Annotated in this window: 22 protein-coding genes; 6 read left to right on the forward strand and 16 right to left on the reverse strand. The window is 64.5% G+C overall.

Annotation, left to right across the window (positions count from 1 at the left end):
* Positions 1–57 precede the first annotated feature (57 nt).
* Positions 58–1,215 carry a porin gene (locus tag BTHE68_RS32210; RefSeq protein ID WP_162070320.1) on the reverse strand — a complete coding sequence of 386 codons (1,158 nt, stop codon included), beginning with the start codon at positions 1,213–1,215 and terminating at the stop codon, positions 58–60.
* 765 nt (positions 1,216–1,980) lie between these two features.
* Between BTHE68_RS32210 and BTHE68_RS32215 the strand changes: the two genes are divergently transcribed.
* The gene (locus BTHE68_RS32215) at positions 1,981–2,370 is read left to right on the forward strand and encodes a hypothetical protein (protein ID WP_232078172.1); all 390 of its coding nucleotides are present in this window, start codon (positions 1,981–1,983) and stop codon (positions 2,368–2,370) included.
* A gap of 34 nt (positions 2,371–2,404) precedes the next feature.
* Here the strand turns inward: BTHE68_RS32215 and BTHE68_RS32220 are convergent, their stop codons facing one another.
* The 5 genes from BTHE68_RS32220 to BTHE68_RS32240 all read right to left on the reverse strand — a co-directional run bounded on the left by BTHE68_RS32220 (position 2,405) and on the right by BTHE68_RS32240 (position 6,833).
* Complete coding sequence (locus BTHE68_RS32220) at positions 2,405–2,635, reverse strand: hypothetical protein (RefSeq protein ID WP_225936465.1); 231 nt, start codon at positions 2,633–2,635, stop codon at positions 2,405–2,407.
* A gap of 130 nt (positions 2,636–2,765) precedes the next feature.
* Positions 2,766–3,155, reverse strand: a complete 390-nt coding sequence (locus BTHE68_RS32225; RefSeq protein WP_162070322.1) for a hypothetical protein — start codon at positions 3,153–3,155, stop codon at positions 2,766–2,768.
* An 81-nt stretch (positions 3,156–3,236) separates the two neighbouring features.
* The gene (locus tag BTHE68_RS32230; protein ID WP_162070323.1) at positions 3,237–4,676 is read right to left on the reverse strand and encodes an MFS transporter; all 1,440 of its coding nucleotides are present in this window, start codon (positions 4,674–4,676) and stop codon (positions 3,237–3,239) included.
* A 59-nt stretch (positions 4,677–4,735) separates the two neighbouring features.
* Positions 4,736–5,884 carry a CaiB/BaiF CoA transferase family protein gene (locus BTHE68_RS32235; protein ID WP_162070324.1) on the reverse strand — a complete coding sequence of 383 codons (1,149 nt, stop codon included), beginning with the start codon at positions 5,882–5,884 and terminating at the stop codon, positions 4,736–4,738.
* Positions 5,885–5,891: 7 nt separating this feature from the next.
* Positions 5,892–6,833: a hydroxymethylglutaryl-CoA lyase gene (locus BTHE68_RS32240; RefSeq protein ID WP_162070325.1), complete on the reverse strand. Its 942-nt coding sequence runs from the start codon at positions 6,831–6,833 to the stop codon at positions 5,892–5,894.
* A 123-nt stretch (positions 6,834–6,956) separates the two neighbouring features.
* Between BTHE68_RS32240 and BTHE68_RS32245 the strand changes: the two genes are divergently transcribed.
* Complete coding sequence (locus BTHE68_RS32245; RefSeq protein WP_162070326.1) at positions 6,957–7,859, forward strand: LysR family transcriptional regulator; 903 nt, start codon at positions 6,957–6,959, stop codon at positions 7,857–7,859.
* On the opposite strand, the gene BTHE68_RS32250 is transcribed toward BTHE68_RS32245, so the two are convergent.
* Both BTHE68_RS32250 and BTHE68_RS32255 read right to left on the reverse strand, forming a co-directional pair.
* The gene (locus tag BTHE68_RS32250) at positions 7,856–8,194 is read right to left on the reverse strand and encodes a cupin domain-containing protein (protein ID WP_162070327.1); all 339 of its coding nucleotides are present in this window, start codon (positions 8,192–8,194) and stop codon (positions 7,856–7,858) included. The genes BTHE68_RS32245 and BTHE68_RS32250 overlap by 4 nt on opposite strands.
* A gap of 75 nt (positions 8,195–8,269) precedes the next feature.
* Positions 8,270–8,551 (reverse strand): hypothetical protein, encoded by a 282-nt coding sequence (locus BTHE68_RS32255; protein ID WP_162070328.1) that lies wholly within the window; start codon positions 8,549–8,551, stop codon positions 8,270–8,272.
* A gap of 149 nt (positions 8,552–8,700) precedes the next feature.
* On the opposite strand from BTHE68_RS32255, the gene BTHE68_RS32260 reads away from it, so the two are divergent.
* Complete coding sequence (locus tag BTHE68_RS32260; protein ID WP_162070329.1) at positions 8,701–9,756, forward strand: DMT family transporter; 1,056 nt, start codon at positions 8,701–8,703, stop codon at positions 9,754–9,756.
* On the opposite strand, the gene BTHE68_RS32265 is transcribed toward BTHE68_RS32260, so the two are convergent.
* Positions 9,753–11,141, reverse strand: coding sequence for an FAD-binding oxidoreductase (locus tag BTHE68_RS32265; RefSeq protein WP_162070330.1), 1,389 nt, complete (start codon positions 11,139–11,141; stop codon positions 9,753–9,755). The genes BTHE68_RS32260 and BTHE68_RS32265 overlap by 4 nt on opposite strands.
* 70 nt (positions 11,142–11,211) lie before the next feature.
* Here BTHE68_RS32265 and BTHE68_RS32270 point away from each other — a divergent pair, with 70 nt between their 5' ends.
* Complete coding sequence (locus BTHE68_RS32270) at positions 11,212–11,490, forward strand: hypothetical protein (protein WP_162070331.1); 279 nt, start codon at positions 11,212–11,214, stop codon at positions 11,488–11,490.
* Positions 11,491–11,497: 7 nt separating this feature from the next.
* Here BTHE68_RS32270 and BTHE68_RS32275 read toward each other — a convergent pair whose 3' ends face one another.
* Positions 11,498–11,701, reverse strand: a complete 204-nt coding sequence (locus BTHE68_RS32275; protein ID WP_162070332.1) for a hypothetical protein — start codon at positions 11,699–11,701, stop codon at positions 11,498–11,500.
* 90 nt (positions 11,702–11,791) lie between these two features.
* On the opposite strand from BTHE68_RS32275, the gene BTHE68_RS32280 reads away from it, so the two are divergent.
* Positions 11,792–12,235, forward strand: a complete 444-nt coding sequence (locus BTHE68_RS32280) for an SET domain-containing protein (RefSeq protein ID WP_061177642.1) — start codon at positions 11,792–11,794, stop codon at positions 12,233–12,235.
* Here BTHE68_RS32280 and BTHE68_RS32285 read toward each other — a convergent pair.
* On the reverse strand, positions 12,225–12,962 hold the full coding sequence (locus tag BTHE68_RS32285; RefSeq protein WP_162070333.1) for an LbetaH domain-containing protein: 738 nt from the start codon (positions 12,960–12,962) through the stop codon (positions 12,225–12,227). The genes BTHE68_RS32280 and BTHE68_RS32285 overlap by 11 nt on opposite strands.
* 223 nt (positions 12,963–13,185) lie before the next feature.
* On the opposite strand from BTHE68_RS32285, the gene BTHE68_RS32290 reads away from it, so the two are divergent.
* Complete coding sequence (locus BTHE68_RS32290; protein WP_162070334.1) at positions 13,186–14,229, forward strand: GGDEF domain-containing protein; 1,044 nt, start codon at positions 13,186–13,188, stop codon at positions 14,227–14,229.
* 12 nt (positions 14,230–14,241) lie between these two features.
* Here the strand turns inward: BTHE68_RS32290 and BTHE68_RS32295 are convergent, their stop codons facing one another.
* The 5 genes from BTHE68_RS32295 to BTHE68_RS32315 all read right to left on the reverse strand — a co-directional run bounded on the left by BTHE68_RS32295 (position 14,242) and on the right by BTHE68_RS32315 (position 19,808).
* Positions 14,242–14,943, reverse strand: a complete 702-nt coding sequence (locus BTHE68_RS32295; protein WP_162070335.1) for an SDR family NAD(P)-dependent oxidoreductase — start codon at positions 14,941–14,943, stop codon at positions 14,242–14,244.
* A gap of 63 nt (positions 14,944–15,006) precedes the next feature.
* Complete coding sequence (locus BTHE68_RS32300) at positions 15,007–15,822, reverse strand: amidohydrolase family protein (RefSeq protein ID WP_162070336.1); 816 nt, start codon at positions 15,820–15,822, stop codon at positions 15,007–15,009.
* Complete coding sequence (locus BTHE68_RS32305; RefSeq protein ID WP_162070337.1) at positions 15,819–16,826, reverse strand: hydroxyacid dehydrogenase; 1,008 nt, start codon at positions 16,824–16,826, stop codon at positions 15,819–15,821. The genes BTHE68_RS32300 and BTHE68_RS32305 overlap by 4 nt, the downstream gene beginning before the upstream one ends.
* 23 nt (positions 16,827–16,849) lie before the next feature.
* A complete protein-coding gene (locus BTHE68_RS32310; protein ID WP_162070338.1) occupies positions 16,850–17,890 on the reverse strand; it encodes a LacI family DNA-binding transcriptional regulator in 1,041 nt (346 codons plus the stop codon).
* A 19-nt stretch (positions 17,891–17,909) separates the two neighbouring features.
* Positions 17,910–19,808 (reverse strand): TRAP transporter large permease, encoded by a 1,899-nt coding sequence (locus tag BTHE68_RS32315; protein ID WP_162070339.1) that lies wholly within the window; start codon positions 19,806–19,808, stop codon positions 17,910–17,912.

Consider the following 19,808-nt stretch of genomic DNA (forward strand, 5'->3'; position numbering starts at 1 on the left):
CATGCAAAACGGCCGCGATCTCGTCGATCGCGGCCGCTCTTTCCTGCGATGCTGCGTTTAGAAGCGGTGGCGCAGACCCACCGTCGCCGCGACCTGATTCTGCGTCGACGACGGAGACAGCGTGTTGATCATCGCGACGTTGGCGCCCGCGTTGCCGAGTTCGCCCGACGCGTGCTGATACACGCCTTCCACGTACACATCGGTGCGCTTCGAGAGCGAGTAATCGGCCTGCAGCGAAACCGTATGCCACTTCGGATCGCCGGTGCCGTTGCCGCCCGTCACCTTGCCGTCCGTGTACGTGTACGCGGCGTCGAGGCTCAGCGCCGGCGTCAGCGCATAACGGCCGTTCAATTCGAAGTTGTTCAGATGCAGGTTCGTGTTGCCCGGCAGCGCGATCGTCGAGCCGCCTTGCGACGCCGCGAGCAGTTGGTCGTAGTGCGTGTTGGTCCACACGAAGCCGACCGTTGCCGGGCCGAACGTGTAGTTCACGCCCGCGCCGAAGGTGCGCTGCAGTTCGGCGGTCAGGTTCGCGTTGTTGCCCTGACCCGCCGAAACCGCGCCGTTCGCGTTCGCGCTATTGCGCGAGTTATTCGTCTGCAAATAGGCCGCCCCGAAGTTGAGCGGGCCCGTGCTGTACGACGCGCCCGCGCTCCACGCGCGATTGTTCGCGAACTGGCCGGCGTCGTTCGAGAAGCCGTACAGGCCGCCGAACTTGAAGCCCGCGTAGTTCGCGCTTTGATATTTGACCGAGTTCTTGATCGAGAACGAATGATCGAGATTGTCGTTGTCGAACGGATGCGCGCTCAGGTTATTGCCGTAGCCCGCGCCTGCTTCCGAGAACGGCGACAGATAATCGACCATCGAATCGTATTGACGGCCGAGCGTGATCGTACCGTATTGATCGTGTTGCAAGCCGACGTAAGCCTGGCGATTGAACATCGTATTGCTTTCGGTGTAACGGCCATTATTGAGGTTGAAGCCGCTCTCCAGCTTGAAGAGCGCGTGCAACCCGCCGCCCAGATCCTCACTGCCTTTCAGGCCGAAGTAAGTATCGGAAACCGAGCCGCTGCCTTGCTGCCAGTTGTTATGGCCACCGGAATTGTTCGTGTAGACGAGGCCTGCATCCAGCGTGCCGTACAGCGTGACGCTGCTTTGCGCGTGGGCTGCCGCTGCGAACGTGCCGAGAATGCCCGCGATGAGAAGGGTTTTTTTCATGATTCTCTAGATCCTGTTTAACGCGAAAAGCTTCCTGAGGTTCGACGGGCCGTTTGGACGTCCGCTCGCCCTGAGAAACTGGACACACTTTAGGCGACGGGTCCCCGAATGTGGCTGCGTATCGTGCGCAATAGTCATTTGCTGATCGTGAGAACGGGCGCGTAAATCCCTTCATATTCTTTTAAGGTCAACCGCTTAGCGGCAACAGCGCGCGCGCCACGTCGGATCAGGTGTTGTGGATCGACGACGTTATTACTGCGTATTCCGGAGAACTCCATTGCGCGGCGCGTGGTTTATATCGGCCGATGTGATTGCTAAGCTTCCTCGCGTCAACAGAACTCCGAGAAGTCATTCTGAGGACACGGAGCAGTTTCGCGAGAGGAGACTGCTCCGTTTTCATTCTCCTTGCTTGAACGGATACGAAATCCTTCGGTCCGGAAAATGCGCGTTGGCCGCGCGTTTTCAAACACCATCGATATTCAGTTTTCCAAAGTATATCGACGACCATCCGAAGACAATCGGAACAACTCGCATTCAGACGACGCCTCGTCATTCGAAGCGATATGTTTCTCTCGATATCTCGCCACGATTGAAAACTTTGCGTGTCATTCCGATGTCATAACCCGGAAGTACGGCCGCCTCGCGATCGCGCGTCCGAACTTCGGCAAGTTCACGCTCAAAAATGTAACAGCCTCCGAGCGATTACGACGGGCATTTCAGCGATCCTGTGAACCCTCGTTTCAATTCGAAACAAATTGAATAAGCTTGAATCGCCTGTCCGGAACATTGATTGCTTTAATAGAGGTCTCTGCAAATCAAGCCGGAAACAGCCCTATGAAAAGTAGTATCGACGCCACCACCGTCCCAGCATTTCGACAGCGACGCCCAGCCCAACTCGCGGAGCGCGAGCTCGTGCATCTGGAAATGATCCTGGCGAATTTCGTCGAACGCAGCGTGACGTCCGAGCGCCTGCCTGCAAGATATTGGGACATGCGGATCGCGCAGCTCGATGCCGATTACGATCTCGTGCCATCGCAATGTCAGCGCGTGGCGTTGCTTCAACGGAAGCTCGCGTTGCTGGACAACGCGCTCGATACCGCGTCGTCCGCTGCGGACGCGCAAGAAGGACAGCAGAGCCGGCGCGCCGCCGCCTGACTGCCGGACGGCTCATCCGTCCCGCATCCTGAAATCAAGGTGCCGTTCGCACCCAGTCGTCCACGAACGCGCGTGCCGCCGTGTGTGCGCTCATCAGCGCGTCCTCGGCAGAGACGAAGTTCGCATAGCGCGCGCGGTCGATGCATAGCGGCGAGAACGCAGTCACCGGCCGCCCCGACCGGCTGATGGTCACAATGGCCAGATAATGCACCGCCCCGGGCGGCGGCACGAGCCTGCAGCTCGTTTCGATTGCGACTTCGAGCACGTAACCCTTGTGGTTATACGACCGTATCATCTGGGCACCCCGCCAGGTTCGGACGACGCAAGATCACACACCATATCGATGCACGGCGTCTGATCGTGCACTAGCATGAGGCGTACCCGTGAAATGCGTCCTATCGCGCGCGGCGCATCATCGCGCGTACGATGTTCGCGGCCAGATCGGCGCGTAGTTCGGCCCATTTGCCGAGCAGCGAGGCGTCGTCGGTGAGGAAGTACGGCGCGTCGGCCCATTGCAGAACCTGCCCGTCTTTCACCGCGATCTCGAAGATACGCATGTCGTGATCCTCGCTCACACCCACGCGCACGAGTTCGATGAACGAGCGGACGTCCTTCAGCGCGACATGCTGGACGCCGATGCTGTGAAGCACCGCCATCACCGTCTTGCCCATGCGCCAGGCGGCTTCGCGGCTGTCGGCCAAAATGTACGCGATGCCGTCTTCAGGCGTCTCGAACTTCAACCGGTACAGGCGCGATTTACACTGCTCACTGAGTTGCGTGTTCATGGGTTCAAGTCTGCCGCTCGTCACGCGAGTCCGCCGACACGGCGCTCGCTTGGAGCCGCGAGCAGCAGAACTCGTTCCCGGTCAGTGATTGAGTTCTTCGAGACGCAAGCCGTTGGTCTTCGGCCCGAACAGGCCGATCGCGAGCGCGACCAGCAGCATGCAAACCGTGATGCCGATGAACACGCCCGGCACGCCGAAGTCCTTCAGCAGGAACGCGATGATGAAGCCCGACATCATCGCGCCCACGCGGCTTGCCGAATACACGATGCCGCTCGCACGGCAGCGCACGGCCGTCGGAAAGAGTTCGGTCTGATACGCGTGATAGCAGACCGAGATGGTTTGCCCCGCGAGCGAGATCAGCACGCCGAACGTGATGAGCGCCGCGGGCGATTTCATCTGCCCGAATGCGAGGCCGCTCGCGATGACGACGAGCGCGCCGCCGACGATCAGATACTTGCGCTGGATGCGATCGGCATAGAGCATCGCGAGCAGCGGTCCCACTGGCAGCGCGAACGCGATGACGAACGAATACAGCAGACTTTTCGTCACGGTGATGCCTTGCCCGATCAGCAAGGTCGGCACCCAGTTCGCGAAGCCGTAATAGCCGATCGCCTGACAGAAATTGAACACGATGAGCATGATCAGACGCGAGCGATACGGCGCATGGAACAACTCGCCAAGCGACGCCCGCCGATGCGCCGGCTGCTCGACGACAGGCGCGGGCGGCGGCAGCGCCGCACCCGACTCGCGCTCGACCACGCGCTCGATGTTGCCGACCACGCGCTCACCTTCCTCGATCCTGCCGTGCATGGCGAGCCATCGCGGGCTCTCGGGCACCGTGCGCCGGATGAACCACACGACGACCGCGCCGACCGACCCGGCGAGCACGACCACGCGCCATCCATCGAGACCGAAGACCGTCTCCGGCACGAGCCAGTAAGACAGGATCGCGGCGACGGGCGCGGCGGCGAACATCACCATCTGGTTGAACGCCATCGCGCGGCCGCGCATGTGTTGCGGCACCAGCTCGGTCACGTAGCTGTCGATGGTGATGATCTCGATGCCCACGCCGATGCCCGTCACGAAACGCCAGAAGATCACGCCTTCGGGCGTCGTCTGAAAGGCCATGATCGCCGAGCCGACCGAGTACCACAGCAGCGAGAACGTGAACACGCTGCGCCGCCCGTAACGGTCCGGCAGCCAGCCGAAGAAGAACGTGCCGATGAAAAGCCCCGCGAAGGTCGCCGCGATGAAGCCCGCGATGCCCGTGAAGCCGAAGAACGCATGCGTGGTCGTCTGCAACAGGCCGCTTTTCGCCATGCCCGGCGCGATATAGCCGGTAAAGATCAGATCGTAGATTTCGAAAAAGCCGCCGAGCGAGATCAGAAACACGAGCATCCACAGATGCCGCGTGATCGGCAAACGATCCATGCGGGCGGAGATTTGCGCGCCGGGTGTCGAGGCGACGCGTACGTCGGGCGAAACGAGCGGCTCGGCGACCGCGCTGAAGGTTGGCTGCATTGCTGTGTCTCCTGAGTGGGCGATGGCGCTGGCTTTTTGTATGCGCTCGTCGCGATGCTTCATGCCGTGACGTTCTTCTTGAGCCGTCCCAGCACTTCGTCCGTATGCTCGCCGACGCGCGCGAGGGGTTGCCGCACGCCGGGGCGCCGGCCGCCCATCGTGAGCGGCAGCAATACGACGTCGGTGGTGCCGCCGTCGTCGGTCTGCATCGGCACGAGGCCGCCGCTCGCCTTCAGATGCGGATCGTCGAGCAGTTGCTCGGGGCGCATGATCGGCGCGTAGGGAATACCGGCCGCTTCGAGCTTCGGCGCGAGCTCGTCCGCGCGATGATGCGCGAGGATCTCGCCGAGCCGTTCCAGCAGATGCGGACGCACCGCGACGCGCATCGCGTTGGTCGCGAAGCCGGGTTCCTGCGCGAGGTCGGACCGTTCGAGCACATCGCACAGCGTGACGAACTGCTTGTCGCTCACCGCGCCGATGAACAACTGCTCGCCCCCGGCCAGCGTGAACACGTCGTACACGCTCCACGCCGACACGCGCGAAGGCATCGGCGGCGGCGCTTCACGCGTCATCGCGTATTGCTGCATGTGCTGCGAGGAAAGAAACACGCAGTTCTCGAACAGCGCGCTCTGCACCTCCTGGCCGCGTCCGGTGAGATCGCGTTCGCGCAGCGCGGCGAGCACGCCGATCGCGCCGAACATGCCGCCCATGATGTCGTTCACCGAGGTCCCGGCGCGCAGCGGCCGGCCCGCCGGACCGGTCATGTACGCGAGGCCGCCCATCATCTGCACGACTTCGTCGAGCGCGAGACGCTTTTCGTACGGGCCGGGAAGGAAGCCTTTGTGCGACACGTAGATGAGTTTCGGATACCGCTTCGATAGCGTGTCGTAATCCAGCCCGAATTTCGCCATCAGGCCGGGGCGGAAATTTTCGAGCAGCACGTCGCATTCGCCGATCAGTTCGATCGCGGCTTCGCGGCCCTCGTCCGTGTTGATGTCGATGACGACGCTCTTCTTGTTGCGATTGAACGAGCGAAAGAAGCCGATACCGAGTCCCGGCAGATTGCGCGTCTTGTCGCCGCCGGGCGGTTCGATCTTGATGACTTCCGCGCCGAGATCCGCGAGGATCATGCCGCAGGTCGGGCCCATCACCATATGCGTGAACTCGATCACGCGAATGCCTTCGAGCGGCAGGGTGGAATGGTTCATATCGTCCTCAGGCTGCGATTGCAGCGTTCGATCCGTAAGTGACCGGCAAGCCCGCGAGCGCGAGCGCGCCGCGCAGCGTTTCGCCGTCGAGCCAATGCGCGAGCTTCGCGCGCAGGGTCAGCAAGGCTGGAATGTCGATGCCGGTTTCGATGCCCATGTCGGCGAGCATGAACGCGAGATCCTCGCTCGATGCATTGCCGCTCGCGCCCGGCGCATGCGGACAGCCGCCGATGCCCGCGAGCGTCGCATCGAAGCGCGCGACGCCGGTTTCGAGCGCGGCGCAGACGTTGGCGAGCGCGAGTCCGCGCGTGTCGTGAAAGTGGCCGCACCACAAGCGCTCGCCCGCGATGGCGTGCGCCTTCTCGAAGAGATCGCGCACGGCGCGCGGACCGGCGTAACCGACCGTATCGGCGATGCTCACACGGTCCGCGCCGGCATCGAGCAGCGCCTGCATGTAGCGCAGCACATCGGCGTGATCGACGTGGCCCTGGATCGTGCAGCCGAACGCCGTGCCGATGCCGCCTTCGATCAGCGTCTTCGCGCCCGACGCGTCGCGCGCGGCACGCATGCGCGCCACTTCGTCGACGACTTCTTCCGGCGTCTTGCGCAGATTCGCGAGACTGTGCGCGCGGCTCGCGGAAAGCGGCACGAGCATCAGATCGGCGTGTGTTTCGATGGCGCGCTCCGCGCCCTTGAAATTCGGCACGAGCACGGATACGAAAAGTCCCGGCAGCGTCTTCGCGTAGGCGACGAGTTCGGCGGTATCGGCAAGTTGCGGCAGAAGGCGCGCGGGCACGAACGAGCCGACTTCGATTTCGCGCTGGCCGGCGGCGTAGGCGTCGCCGATCCATTCGATCTTGCGAGCGGTCGGCAAGAGCGTTCGAATGCTTTGCAGGCCGTCGCGCAAGCCGACTTCGCGGATCACGGCGCGCTGGGGGAACGCGGGCATGGCTTTGTCTCCGGGTCTTTTGTGTGTATGGACTCGACTTTAGAGATTCCGTAAATGCCATTAAAGCGGTATTTTGGAAGGTTCATGCTTCCCGTTCGGAACGTCAGAGGAAACCGCCCTGCCATGCGCGACATCGACCTGAAAACGCTGCGTCTATTCGTGACAGTTTGCGAGCACCAGAACATCGCGCGCGCGGCGCAGGAATCGCATATCGAGCCTTCGGCAATCAGCAAGCGCATCGCGCAGCTTGAGACGTCGCTCGGCGTGCCGCTTCTGTCGCGCTCGCGACGCGGTGTCGAACCGACGCCCGCAGGCATGGCGCTGCTGGAGCACGCGCGCAGCGTGCTTTTCACGATGGAGCGCATCGCCAACGATGTCGCCGCGTTCGGCGGCGGTCTGATGGGGCGCGTGAGCATATGCGCGTCGGCATCGGCGATTGCGGAAGCGCTGCTCGACGATATCGCGTCGTTCATGCGCGAGCCCGCGAATCAGAACATCAAGGTCGACGTGGAAGAGCGCCTGTCGCACGATCTCGTGCGGCAACTGCGCGAAGGCGTGGCGTCGGTGGGCGTGTGCTGGGACAGCGTCGATCTGCGCGGCTTGCAGCATCGCGCTTATCGGCACGATCAGCTCGCGCTCGCGGTGCCCGCCGATCATCCGTTCGCGCGGCGGCACACGGTGAGCTTCGAGGAATCGCTGGCGTTCGAGCACGTCGGACTGCCGCCGGCGACCGCCGTGCACACCATGTTGCAGCGCGCGGCGGCGCAGGCCGGCAAGACGATGTCGTATCGCGTGATCGTGTCGAGCTTCGACGCGGCGTTTCGCGTCGTCGCGGCGGGACTGGGCATCAGCGTCGTGCCGATGGAAGTGGCGGGAACCTACCGGCAGGCGCTAGGTGTCGAAGCCGTGCCGCTATCGGATGCCTTCGCGAAACGCCGCTTCGTCGTGTGCTTCAGGGATTTCGATTCGTTGCAGCCTGCGGCGCAGCGTCTCGTGGAACATCTGGAAACGCGCGCGGCGCGCTAGTTCGGCGCGTCGCAGAACACCGTTTCGGTGTCCGTTTTCTCGATGGTCAGGTTGACCGATCGCGCGCCGCCCGGCCGCGTGCAGTGGAGTTTGCCCGCGGGCACGGTCAGCAATTGTCCCGCGCGCAATTCGACGGCGCCGTCCTCGAACTCGATGATCAACGTGCCTTCCACCGACACGAAAGTCTCGTCGGAATTCGGATGGAAGTGCCACTGGAAAGGCGCGTCCATCACGCTGATGTGGATGTCGTGATCGTTCACGTTCGCGATGACGCGGTTCATGTAGCCGTCGCGCGCGGCGTCGGCGATTGCGGCGTAGTCGATGGTTTTTGTCATGCGATCAGGCTAACGCTGCACGCGCGACGGCACAAACGAATCCTTTTCGCGTCGATGTGAGCGCGATTAGCATCGTCACACACCGCTCTGGGCATTCGCGTGCCCCATGATCGACGCGATATTGCCGATGGCCGGCTGCGCGTACCGCACCGGCGGCGCGTCGAGCGGCAGCGGCGCGGGGCCGGAATCCGTCGCGCGGGCATAGACCGGCAGCGGCGGCGCGCTCTGCGCGCTGGAGGCGACCGGAAACTCCGGGCCGCCGATGATGCCCACGCCGATGAACGGATGCGCCTGCGCCACCGTCGCCAGACCGAAGGTCAGTTTGGCTGCCACTATCGCGTATCTGATCGCTTTCATTTCTCGTCTCCTGGGTTGCTGTTGTCTTTCGATGGAGGGCATTCTGCGCGTCGAAAATGAGCGAAGAATGAGAACGGGGCGCGCGTAACGTCGGATCAATCGGCGCGGACTACACTTCCAGACGTCATCGCACATTCAAAGGCCGCGAGATGCAAAGCCGTTTCACCGCGATCCTCACTGCGCTCGGCGCCGCCGCGCTGTTCGGCGCGGCCACGCCGATCGCGAAAGCGCTGCTCGGCCCGATGCCGCCGTTCATGGTCGCGGGCCTGTTCTATCTCGGCAGCGGCATAGGCCTCGGCGCGGTGCTGCTCGGCCGCCGGTTCTGGCGGGAGAAGGACAAAGGCGTGGGCGCACGGGAACTGGCCTGGCTGCTCGGCGCGATCGCGTTCGGCGGCGTCGCCGGACCGGCGCTGCTGATGCTCGGCCTGACGACCACGCCCGCCGCGACGAGCGCGCTCCTGCTCAATTTGGAAGGCGTGTTGACGGCGGCGATCGCGTGGATCGTGTTTCGCGAGAACGTCGATCTGCCGGTGTTTCTCGGCATGGCCGCGATCGTCGCGGGCGGCGTCGTGCTGGCGTGGGAACCTGGCCCGAGCGGCGTATCGGCGGGTGCGCTGCTGATCGCGCTGGCGTGTCTCTGCTGGGCCATCGACAACAATCTGACGCGCAGGATCTCGAGCGCCGACGCCACCCTGATCGCGTGCGCAAAAGGACTCGTCGCCGGGGCGGTGAATCTCGGTATCGCGCTCGCGATGGGCGCGCGTCTGCCCGCGCCGCATATCATCATCGGCGCGATGACGACGGGCTTCGGCGGCTATGGCGTGAGTCTCGTGCTATTCGTGATCGCGCTGCGCCATCTCGGCACCGCGCGCACGGGCGCGTATTTCTCGGTCGCGCCCGTGTTCGGCGTCGCGCTCTCGCTCGTGATGTGGCCGCACGCGCCGGGCGCGGCGTTCTGGATCGCCGCCGCGCTGATGGCGCTCGGCGTGTGGCTGCACGCGCGCGAGCGGCACGAACACGCGCACACGCACGAGCGGCTGGAGCATGTGCATCGGCATGTGCATGACGAGCATCATCGGCACGCGCACGACTTTCCGTATGCCGGCGACGAACCGCATACGCATCCGCACGTGCATCTGCCGATCACGCATACGCACGCGCACTTTCCGGACATCCATCACCGGCATTCGCACGAGCGCGGCTAGAACACCTTCCCCGGATTGAGCAAGCCGTGCGGATCGAGCGCCGCCTTGATCGCGCGCATCGACGCGATATCGGCTTCACGGCGCGCGAGATGCAGATACGCGCGCTTTTTCAGGCCGATGCCGTGCTCCGCCGAAATCGAGCCTTCGAACGCGCGCGTGACGTCGTAGACGACGGCGTCGACATCGTCGTGGTCCTGCTTTCCTCTGCCCGGAATATCCACGACGATGTGAATATTGCCGTCGCCCAGATGGCCGTAGGTCATCACGATCGCGTCGGGCCAGCGCGCGCGCAGACGCGCCTCGCATTGCGCGGCCGCATCGCCGACCTGCGCGATGGAAAAGCTCACGTCATACGCCGCGTGGTTCGGAATGAAGCGATCGTATTCGCCGGGCGCATCGCGGATCGCCCAGAAATCACGCGCGTGCGCCTCGTTCGATGCGATCGCCGCATCGGTCACGATGCCTGCTTCGAGCATGCCGCCGAGAAACTCCTCGAAGGCTTCGCCGTGCCGCGCGGGATCGGTGCCGACGCTTTCCAGCAGCACGTAGAACGGATGCGCATCGGCGAGCGGCGCGCGCAGATTCTTCAGATTCGCGATGACGGTGTCGTGATAGCCCGCCCACATCACTTCGAACGCGGACACGCCCGGCGCGAGTCCCGCCTGCGCGCGCGTGAGCAGCGTGGTGACGGCCGCGAAATCCGGCAGGCCGCACCATGCGGTGGCGATCGCGGTTGGCTTCGGGCGCAAGCGCAACACGACGCGCGTGATCACTGCGAGCGTGCCTTCGCTGCCGATCAACAGATGCCGCAAATCATAGCCGCTGTTGTTCTTGATCATCTTGTTCAGTCCGCCGACGATCTCGCCGCTCGCCAGCACCGCTTCGACGCCAAGCACCTGATCGCGCATCATGCCGTACTTGATGACGCGGTTGCCGCCCGCGTTCGTTGCGAGATTGCCGCCGATCGAGCAACTGCCGCGCGCGCCGAGATCGAGCGGAAAGTAGAAGCCCGCCGCGCTCGCCGCCTCCTGAACTACTTGCAGCGGCGTGCCGGCTTCGACGGTCATGGTCGCGGAGATTTCATCGATTTCGATGATGCGGTTCATGCGCTCGAGACTCAGCGCCACTTCGCCGCCGAGCGCGTTCGCACCGCCGACGAGGCCCGTGAGACCGCCTTGCGTGACGACCGGTTGCCTGTGCTTCGAGCAGATCGCGAGCGCTTTCGCGACATCATCGGTGGTGCGCGCGCGGATGATCGCGAGCGGCGTCGCGCCGGGCAGACCGCTCCAGTCCACGACGCGCCTGTCGCCGAATTCATCAGGCAGCGCCACGACCTGCGCGCCGAGCGCTTCACGCAATGCCATTACCGCTTCGTTGACTGCCATGCATCGTCTCCGTTCGTTGTTTCGCGTTGTGGTCAGATGCGATAGTGTGAACCAGATTTGGGAGACGACGATGGAACGTGCAGATTTTGACGGCGCGCTCGCCCAGTTGACCGGCGCGGCGGAACTGGTCGCGGCCGCGTCGAGCGAGGCGCTACGCGCGCAGGCGTTCGAGATGGTGGCGTTTTTCCGGCTGCGTCAGGGGCGTGTCGGTGACGCTGGCGCGCGGGTCACGTCCAACGATGAGCTGTTCAAGGACACCGCGATCGCCGCGCTGACGATGGCCGGCAGAAAGGAAATGCTCGCCGCGGCCGCGTTGCTCGAACAGGCGCGGGGATTGTTGCGGGACTGAGCGTCCGCTAGAACAACTCGGTCTCCAGCGGCAGCAGATTGACCCACTTCACGGCGGTGCGGCGTTCCACGCCGTCGTCGTGAATCGACCGTATCATCACGCGCTGGCCGCGCGCCTCCCCGAGTACTTCGACGATCCGGTTGCGATATCGCGCAAGCGAGCCGCGTGACGGCTTGCGCTTCCTGCTCTTGCGGGGGGAAACTGCGGGCATGGACGTGACAGCGATTTATGACGGCCACATCATAACGATGCGCACGCCTTCCACCAAATATCCAACCTCCACACTGCGAACCGCCACACCATGCGTCGAATCACTGTCCGGACTTCGCCCGTTCATGGCCGGGGCGTCTTTGCTCTCGCCGATCTGCCAACCGGCACATTGCTGCTCGAATACAAAGGTCTGCGGCTCTCGTGGAAAGAGGCGCAGCGCATCCACGCGAAATCGGGCGCGGAGGACGGCCACACGTTTCTCTTCGGACTGGATGACGGCAGCGTGATCGACGGCGCGCGCGGCGGCAATTCCGCGCGCTGGCTGAATCACAGTTGCGCGCCGAATTGCGAAGCGGAACAGGACGGCGAGCGCGTATTCATCCGCGCGATCCGGCCGATCGGAAAGGGGCAGGAGTTGTTCATCGATTACCGGCTGACCGTCGAGGGCCGGCGCACCGCGGCGCTCAAGCGGCTTTATGCTTGCCGATGCCTCGCGTCGGGGTGTCGTGGGACGATGCTTTCGGCTAGTCGATAGCGGCTGTGTGCTGCTGCTTCTCTTCCAGTGACAGGCGCTTGGCGCGCTTCAGTTCAGCCAGCATTTCCAGTGCGCGTCCCTCATCGCTGGTCAGATCGGCGAGAAACGCGTCATTGTTCTCCTTGATCCATTTCAGTGGCATATCCCACCATGCCAATTCGAGAAGGCTCTCGCGCACTTTCTCGGAGAATCGAAACTTGACGAGACGCGCGGGAGAACCGACATAAATTCCATACGGTTCGCTTCGAAAATTGGGCGGTACGACGGTACGTGCGCCGATTACGCATCCGTTCTCCACGGTGCTGCCGCCAAGAAACATCGCCTCGTCGCCGATCCACACATCGTTGTGAATGACCGTGTCGGCATACTGCGGCGGCGCAACGTTTCGTAACCCGTCGCCATATACGCTGAACATCGCGGTCGAGATGGTCCTCATCTCGTGCTGACCGTTCAGCAGAAAGCGCAACCGGAGACCGCCCGCAACGAACTTCCCGATATTCAGTTTCTGAACGCCGGCGTCATACTTGGCGATCGAGCCGACGCCCAGGCCTGAACATCTGCCGATGGAAAACGTTCCTACCTTCGCCTCTTCGTCGAGCCAATCCTTGAAGAAGTTATTGGGAATCAGAGAGAACGCGCCGTCTCGATATGCCAGCACGATGAAGTGCTTTGCCCACGGATGATCCGCCGAGACTCCAATAAAGTCGTCTGAAGTTGTTACGTTCATTCTCTAAGGTCTTCCAAGGGTCGCGCATATTGCATGGTAGTTTGGGCGACCGTCCATCAAACCCGTGAAAACAGCCGATTCTTGCCCCTTTCTCGATAGTTCATCAGGCGACAGCATCGCGTAGACATTGCGAGCCGCTGACAAAAAAGCCTCTCCCTTCAGAACGCCCCCCGCGCCGCCGTTAACACACGCAACCGTCAACCAGACCTCGCCACCCGATACGATGAATCGCGACCCATCCGAAAGCACCCTCAAGGCCGCTTTCCTGCGGCACGAAGACACCCTCGCCCCACCGGAGCGCGCGCTCGGCGAGGACGATCACGCCGTCTACCGCACGCTGCTCGAATCGACCAAGGCGATTCCCTGGAAGATCGACTGGGCGACGATGGAATTCGCCTACATCGGACCGCAGATCGAGGCGCTGCTCGGCTGGGCGCCTTCGTCGTGGAAAACCGTGCACGACTGGGCCGAACGCATGCATCCGGACGATCGCGAAGCGGTGGTCAGCTTCTGCGTGTCGCAATCGAAAGCAGGAACGGACCACGAAGCGGACTACCGCGCGCTCACCCGCGACGGCGGTTACGTGTGGCTGCGCGACGTCGTGCACGTCGAGCGCAACGAGCAAGGCGAGGTCGAAGCGCTGATCGGCTTCATGTTCGACATCAGCGAACGCAAGCGCACCGAGGAAAAGCTCGCGCAGTTGCAGCAGGAACTGGAGCGCCTGTCGTTCAGCGACAGCCTGACGGGCGTCGGCAACCGCCGTCGCTTCGACGACGTGATGGCGCGCGAGTGGGACGTCGCGAAGCAAGCGGACAAGCCGCTGTCGCTCATCATGATCGATATCGACTTCTTCAAGTCGTACAACGATTACTACGGCCACGTCCAGGGCGACGAATGCCTGAAGCGCATCGCGCGCGTGCTCGGCGAGGCGGCCGGTCCGCAACACTTTCTCGGGCGCTTCGGCGGCGAGGAGTTCGCGCTGATCCTCGCGGGCGCCGATGCCGAAGCCGCGATACACATCGCCGAGCGCTGCCGCGCACTGATCGCCGATGAAGCCATCGCGCACGTGCGCTCGCCGCACAATCAGCAAGTGACGGCGAGCTTCGGCGTGGGCACCGTGGTGCCGGGCGAGCGCATGGACGTGACGACGTTCATCAATCTCACCGACGCGCAGTTGTATCAGGCGAAGGACAACGGCCGCAATCGCATCGCGGCCGTGGATCGCGCGGGCATGCAGGGCGAAGCGTTCAAGGCCCAGACGCGCTGATCCCGCTGACCTTCAGACGCGCCCGTTCACCGGAATCGCCGCGCCCGTGATGCACTGCGCATCGGGCGAAAGCAGGAACGCGATCACCGCGCCGAGTTGCTCCGGCTTCACCCAGCGCGAGAAATCGGCGTCGGGCATGTCGCGGCGATTCGGCGCGGTGTCGATGATCGACGGCAACAGCGCGTTCACCGTCACGCCCTTGTCCTTCAGCTCTTCGGCAAGCGCCTCGGTCAGGCGCAGCAGCGCGGCCTTCGATGCCGCGTAGGCGCCCATCCCCATCCCCGCTCTCATCGCCGCGAGCGCGCCGATATTGACGATGCGCCCGCCTTCGTTCGCGCTCAGTGGCGCGAGCGCCGCCTTCGACGCGTTGAGCGCGGTCTTCACGTTCACGTCGAACATCGATTGCCAGGTGTCGACGCTGCCGTCCGCGATCGTTTCCCAACTGAACGCGCCGGCCACGTTCACGAGCGCATGCAGCCCGCCCATCCGCTGAACGATGCTGTCGATGGCTTGCTGCGCCGACTTCGCATCCGTCAGATCGATGCCGGTGACGATGCACGCATCGGCGAGCGGCGCGGGCAATGCATCCGACGCTGCTCCGTGGCCGATCAGCGCGACACGCGCGCCACGTTCGGCGAGCGCGCGCGCCGTCGCGAGTCCCAGACTGCCGAAGCCGCCCGTGACGGCGACGATCTTTCCTTCCAGACTATTCATGGCGTTGCCGCTCCGTTTCATGGCGCCAGAAGAAGGATAGGACGGAACGCGGCGCGGCGCGAGTCAGCTCGCCTGGAAATAGAGCGCTGCGGGATTGTCGACGAGAATCCTGCGCATCGTCGGCTCGTCATCGACGCAACGCGCCATCCAGCCGAGCATATCGGCGTCGGCGGGCGTCGGCTTTACGTTCGGATGCGGCCAGTTCGACGCCCACAGCGAGCGTTCCGGATGCCGCGCGGCGAGCGTGCGCGCGAGCGGCGCGATGTCGTCGTAGCCGGGCGGGCCGATGCGCGAACTTTCGTACGGCGCGGACAGCTTCACCCAGCAGCGCGGCCCGTCGAGCAGGCGGCTCAGCGAAGCGAACGCGTCGCTATCGGTGGTCACCGGGCCGAGAAATTTGCCGATATGATCGATCACGAGTTTCGCCGGCAGGCGCATGAGCATCGCCTCATGTTGCGGCAGCGTGCAACCGTCGAGCTGAAGGTTGATGTTCCAGCCGAACGGCGCGATGCGCGCGGCGATATCGTTCAGGCTGTCCCATTGCAGCAGCCCGCCCGGCAGCATCATGAAGCGCACGCCGCGAATGCCGGCTTCGTGCAGGCGTTGGAGTTCGGCATCGCTGATATCGGGCGGCACGACCGCGATGCCGCGCGCGCCCTCGCCCAGCTTCTCGATCGCATCGAGCGTGCAGCGGTTGTCGAAGCCGTAGCCCGTCGGCTGCACGACGATCACACGCGACAAACCCAGCGCGCGCTGCACGTCGCGGTACGCGTCGGCGGGCGCGGGCGGCGGAACGAACGTGGCGCTGGGCGCGAGCGGATAGCCGTCCTCGTAAATGTGGATGTGGCAATCGCACGCGCCGGTCGGGAGCTTCATCATTGCGTGTGGGCCGGGATAGCGAAGCGCGCAACGCGAAACGCGCGCGGCGCATTCACCGCGCCCTGCGGCGTGCGGCCCTGAAACAGCGCTTCCGTCTGCGCGACGGTTTCCATCGACTGATGCTCGATCGCAGCGGGCGTGAGGCCGCCGACATGCGGCGTCGCGATCACGCGCGGATGCTGCGCGAGCGCGGGCGACGGCATCTGGTCCGGCGCGCGGCCCACGTCGAGCGCGCAGCCGGCGAGATGACCGCGATCGAGCGCGGCGAGCAATGCGGCGTCGTTGACAAGTTCGCCGCGCGCCGCGTTGATGAAGTACGCGCCCGGCTTCATGGCGCCGATGGTCGTCGCGTTCATCAGATCGTGCGTTTGCGCGTTCGCGGGCGCGAGGCACACGACGAAATCGGCTTCGGCCAGCAGCGTGCCGAGATCGCGCTGATGCACGCGCGGGTCGTCGATCAACGCGAAAGGATCGGACACGACGATCCGCATGCCGAACGCCAGCGCCAGATCGCACAGATAACGCGAAATCTGCCCGTAGCCGATCACGCCGAGCGTGCTGCCGCGCAACTCGCGGCCCATCTTCGGCGCGGGCGCGCCGCGCTGGTGGTACGCCTCGGCCTGGAAGGTCGTCGCGCGGCCCAGATCGAGCATCGCGCCGATCACCCATTCGGCCACCGCCGGCACGAAGCCCGCGCTCGCCTGCGTCACGAGCACGCCGTGCTCGCTCGCGGCGTCGACATCGATGGTGCGGATATCCACCGCGCAGCGCACGAACGCCGCGAGCTTCGGCAGCGCGGCGAACAGCGCGCGCGGCGCGGGCGTCTGCCGGTAGCCGATGATCACGTCCGCGTCGCTCGCGGCGACGGCCAGTTCGTCCGTCGTCAGTTCGCGGCATTCGGGGTTGAACGCGACGTCGGCGACGGCACGCAACGCATCGGCCGCGCGTGCGCCGAAGTAATGGTCCAGCATGTGCCGTGGATGGCTGACGAATACCTTGTTCATGTCCTGGTCCTGTATTGCTTTGCTCACGCCGGCGCTGCAACGGATTCGCGTTCGACCAGCGTGATATCGGTGAAAAGCGCCTGCCCGGAATCGAGCGGTGCTTCGTCGTTCTGTCGCATCGCGCGTTCGACCATCGCGGCGGCCATCGCCGGAACGGGAAGCTGCACGGTCGTGAGCGCGGGGTTTGAAATCGCCGCGAGAAAATGCCCGTCCATGCCGACCACCGACATATCCTGCGGCACGCGCAAGCCCGATTCGCGCAAGCCCGCCATCAGGCCGAGCGCCATCAGATCGTTCACGGCGACGATGCCGGTCGGCCGGAGCGCGTCGCTCGCGAGTTGCCGCGCGAGCGCGCGGCCGTTCTCCGCGATCATCGAATCGCCGTATTCGTTGACCGGGCCGCTGTCGAGCACGCGCGCGCTGTCCGACAAACCCGCTTCCTCCGCCGCCGCGAGAAAGCCGCGAATCTTGTCGCGGCGCGACAGCGTCATGCCCGCGAGCGTCGCGTAACCGAGCCGCGTGTGGCCACGCGCGATCAGATGCCGCGTCGCGAGCCGCGCCGCCTCGAAGTTGTCCGGCGTAACGTGATCGATGCGCGTCGTCTCGCCTTCGTTCGCGCGGCGGTCATAGCTCACGACGACCATGCCGCGCTCGGCTGCCGTTTCGAGGTGGCGTTCATCGGCGAGCGAGGAAATCACGATCACGCGCCGCACGCCGTGCGACAGCAGATCCTCGAAAAACGACGCCTCTTTCGCCGGATCGCGATACGTATTGCCGATCAGCACGCGATACCCATAGCGCTCCTGCGCATACGTCTCGACTTCGCGGGCGATATAGCCGTACATCGGATTCGCGATCGACGGCACGAGCAGCCCGACGAGCGGCGTCTGGCCGGTCTTCAACTGCCGCGCGAGCGTGCTCGGGCGATATTGCAGCGCGCTCATCGCGGCCTGCACGCGCGCGAGCGTGTCCTGGCGCATCTGATCCGTGCGGCCGTTGAGCACGTTGGAAACAGTGCTGACGGAAACCCCGGCGTGGCGGGCGACGTCCTGAATGGTGCTCATAACGAAGTTCTACTGCCGGCTACAGGCCGAGCCGGGTCGGCAGCCACAAGGAAAACGAGGGCACCAGAATGAGTACCACAAGCGCGATGCACAGCACCACCAGATATTTCAGCATCGGACGCGCGACGGCTTTCATGTCGGTGCCGGTGATCGCGCAGGTCGCGAAAAGTCCGAGGCCGACTGGCGGCGCGAACAATCCGAGCCCCATCGCGACGACGATGACCGTGCCGAAGTGCAGCGGATTGATGCCGAGCTGCGTGGCGATCGGCGTGAGCAGCGGCCCGAAGATGATCAGCGCGGGCGCGCCTTCGAGCACCGCGCCGAACACGATCATGATGAGCACGGAGAGCAGCAGGAACATGGTCGGGCCGTACTGGTGCGCGAAGGCGATCATCGCGTCGGAGACGAGCGCGGGAATCTGCTCGATCGTCAGCGCGAACGACACGCTCGACGCCGCCGCGACGATGAACAGAATGCCGCTCGCCATCGACGCCGAGCGCACGAACACGCGCGCCACCGACTTCGGCGTGAGTTCGCGGAACGCGAGCCAGCCGACCACGAGCGCATAGACGACCGCGAACGCGGACACTTCCGTCGATGTCGCGGTGCCCGAGGTCACGCCCTTGCCGATCATCGCGATCATCACGAGGGCGACGAGCGCGCCGCCGAGCAACGGCAGCCAGGCGCGCGGATGGGTCAGCGCATCGGCGATATTGATGCGCCGCCCATAGATCACCGCGACGATCGCAAGCGCGATCGCCAGCACCGCCGCCGGCACGACGCCCGCGAGGAACAGCCCGGCGATCGAGATATTCGCGACGAAGCCCATGATGATCATGTTCACGCACGGCGGAATGGTTTCCGCCATCACCGCGCTGCACGCGAGCAGCGCCGCCGCTTCGTTCGGGTCTTCCTTGCTCTGCCGCACGGCCGGCATCACGACGCCGCCGACCGCGGCGATATCCGCGAGCTTCGAGCCGGACACGCCGGAGAAGAACGCCGTCGCCATGATCGTGATGAGGCCGAGGCCGCCGCGCACGCGTCCGAACATGCGCAGCAGCAGTTCGATCAGCCGCGACGACATGCCGTTGCCTTCCATCAGCAAACCGGCGAGCACGAAGAACGGAATCGCGAGCAGCACGAAGTGGTCGGTGCCGGCCATCACTTGCTGCGAGTAGACGAGTATCGGCAGGGATGGTTCGGCGAGGAAATACAGCAGCGCCGAGAACGCGAGCACGAAGCCGATCGGCACGCCGAGCGCGAGGCCGCCGACGAAGCCCGCCGCGAGCAGAACGCCCGGCTTCACGGCGTGCGCCGGAACGAAGGCGTTCCACGCGAATAGCGCCGCCGCCAGCAACGCGCAGCCGGCCAGCGTGCCGAGCACGGTCTTGCGCGGCCCGTTGAGCGCGTTGGCGAGCGCGAACACCGTCATGAACACGCCGCCCGCGACGAGCGGATAGACGTTGATCCACGCGGGCAGGCCGCTCGGCGTCATCTGTCCGTATGAATCGACGAGCAGCAGGCACGACGACACGCACAGATTCCCCGCGACGCCCGCGATGATCCAGTGCCCCGCATGCACGAGCGCGGGCTGCCAGCTTTTCGGCAGCGCGCCGCGAAACAGATCGACGCCGACGTGCTGGCTGCGTCCGAGCACGGTCGCCGCGCCGAAGAACACGAGCACGATCATCAGCGCGCGGGCGACTTCCTCGGCCCAGTCGACGGGATCGTGCAGGAAGTATCGGTAGACGACCGAGACGAACACCACGATCACATCGGCGGCGAGCACGGCCGCGCATAGATATTCGATCCAGTGCATGAGGGCGGCGAGCCCGCGTGCGAGCGCAGTTTCGCGGCCGAAGCCGGGCGCGGCGGAGAGTTGCGCCTCCGGTCCGGGCGTCGCGGAATAGCTGGTCAT

The sequence above is a fragment of the Burkholderia sp. THE68 genome, from assembly GCF_009938265.1.
In the GTDB taxonomy this organism is placed as follows: Bacteria; Pseudomonadota; Gammaproteobacteria; order Burkholderiales; family Burkholderiaceae; genus Caballeronia.

Excerpts from the sequence above, each read along its gene's own strand:
- BTHE68_RS32210 (WP_162070320.1), bottom strand. The coding sequence starts at position 1,215 with ATGAAAAAAACCCTTCTCATCGCGGGCATTCTCGGCACGTTCGCAGCG.
- BTHE68_RS32225 (WP_162070322.1), bottom strand. The coding sequence starts at position 3,155 with ATGAACACGCAACTCAGTGAGCAGTGTAAATCGCGCCTGTACCGGTTG.
- BTHE68_RS32230 (WP_162070323.1), bottom strand. The coding sequence starts at position 4,676 with ATGCAGCCAACCTTCAGCGCGGTCGCCGAGCCGCTCGTTTCGCCCGAC.
- BTHE68_RS32235 (WP_162070324.1), bottom strand. The coding sequence starts at position 5,884 with ATGAACCATTCCACCCTGCCGCTCGAAGGCATTCGCGTGATCGAGTTC.
- BTHE68_RS32240 (WP_162070325.1), bottom strand. The coding sequence starts at position 6,833 with ATGCCCGCGTTCCCCCAGCGCGCCGTGATCCGCGAAGTCGGCTTGCGC.
- BTHE68_RS32245 (WP_162070326.1), top strand. The coding sequence starts at position 6,957 with ATGCGCGACATCGACCTGAAAACGCTGCGTCTATTCGTGACAGTTTGC.
- BTHE68_RS32250 (WP_162070327.1), bottom strand. The coding sequence starts at position 8,194 with ATGACAAAAACCATCGACTACGCCGCAATCGCCGACGCCGCGCGCGAC.
- BTHE68_RS32255 (WP_162070328.1), bottom strand. The coding sequence starts at position 8,551 with ATGAAAGCGATCAGATACGCGATAGTGGCAGCCAAACTGACCTTCGGT.
- BTHE68_RS32260 (WP_162070329.1), top strand. The coding sequence starts at position 8,701 with ATGCAAAGCCGTTTCACCGCGATCCTCACTGCGCTCGGCGCCGCCGCG.
- BTHE68_RS32265 (WP_162070330.1), bottom strand. The coding sequence starts at position 11,141 with ATGGCAGTCAACGAAGCGGTAATGGCATTGCGTGAAGCGCTCGGCGCG.
- BTHE68_RS32270 (WP_162070331.1), top strand. The coding sequence starts at position 11,212 with ATGGAACGTGCAGATTTTGACGGCGCGCTCGCCCAGTTGACCGGCGCG.
- BTHE68_RS32275 (WP_162070332.1), bottom strand. The coding sequence starts at position 11,701 with ATGCCCGCAGTTTCCCCCCGCAAGAGCAGGAAGCGCAAGCCGTCACGC.
- BTHE68_RS32280 (WP_061177642.1), top strand. The coding sequence starts at position 11,792 with ATGCGTCGAATCACTGTCCGGACTTCGCCCGTTCATGGCCGGGGCGTC.
- BTHE68_RS32285 (WP_162070333.1), bottom strand. The coding sequence starts at position 12,962 with ATGAACGTAACAACTTCAGACGACTTTATTGGAGTCTCGGCGGATCAT.
- BTHE68_RS32290 (WP_162070334.1), top strand. The coding sequence starts at position 13,186 with ATGAATCGCGACCCATCCGAAAGCACCCTCAAGGCCGCTTTCCTGCGG.
- BTHE68_RS32295 (WP_162070335.1), bottom strand. The coding sequence starts at position 14,943 with ATGAATAGTCTGGAAGGAAAGATCGTCGCCGTCACGGGCGGCTTCGGC.
- BTHE68_RS32300 (WP_162070336.1), bottom strand. The coding sequence starts at position 15,822 with ATGATGAAGCTCCCGACCGGCGCGTGCGATTGCCACATCCACATTTAC.
- BTHE68_RS32305 (WP_162070337.1), bottom strand. The coding sequence starts at position 16,826 with ATGAACAAGGTATTCGTCAGCCATCCACGGCACATGCTGGACCATTAC.
- BTHE68_RS32310 (WP_162070338.1), bottom strand. The coding sequence starts at position 17,890 with ATGAGCACCATTCAGGACGTCGCCCGCCACGCCGGGGTTTCCGTCAGC.
- BTHE68_RS32315 (WP_162070339.1), bottom strand. The coding sequence starts at position 19,808 with ATGACCAGCTATTCCGCGACGCCCGGACCGGAGGCGCAACTCTCCGCC.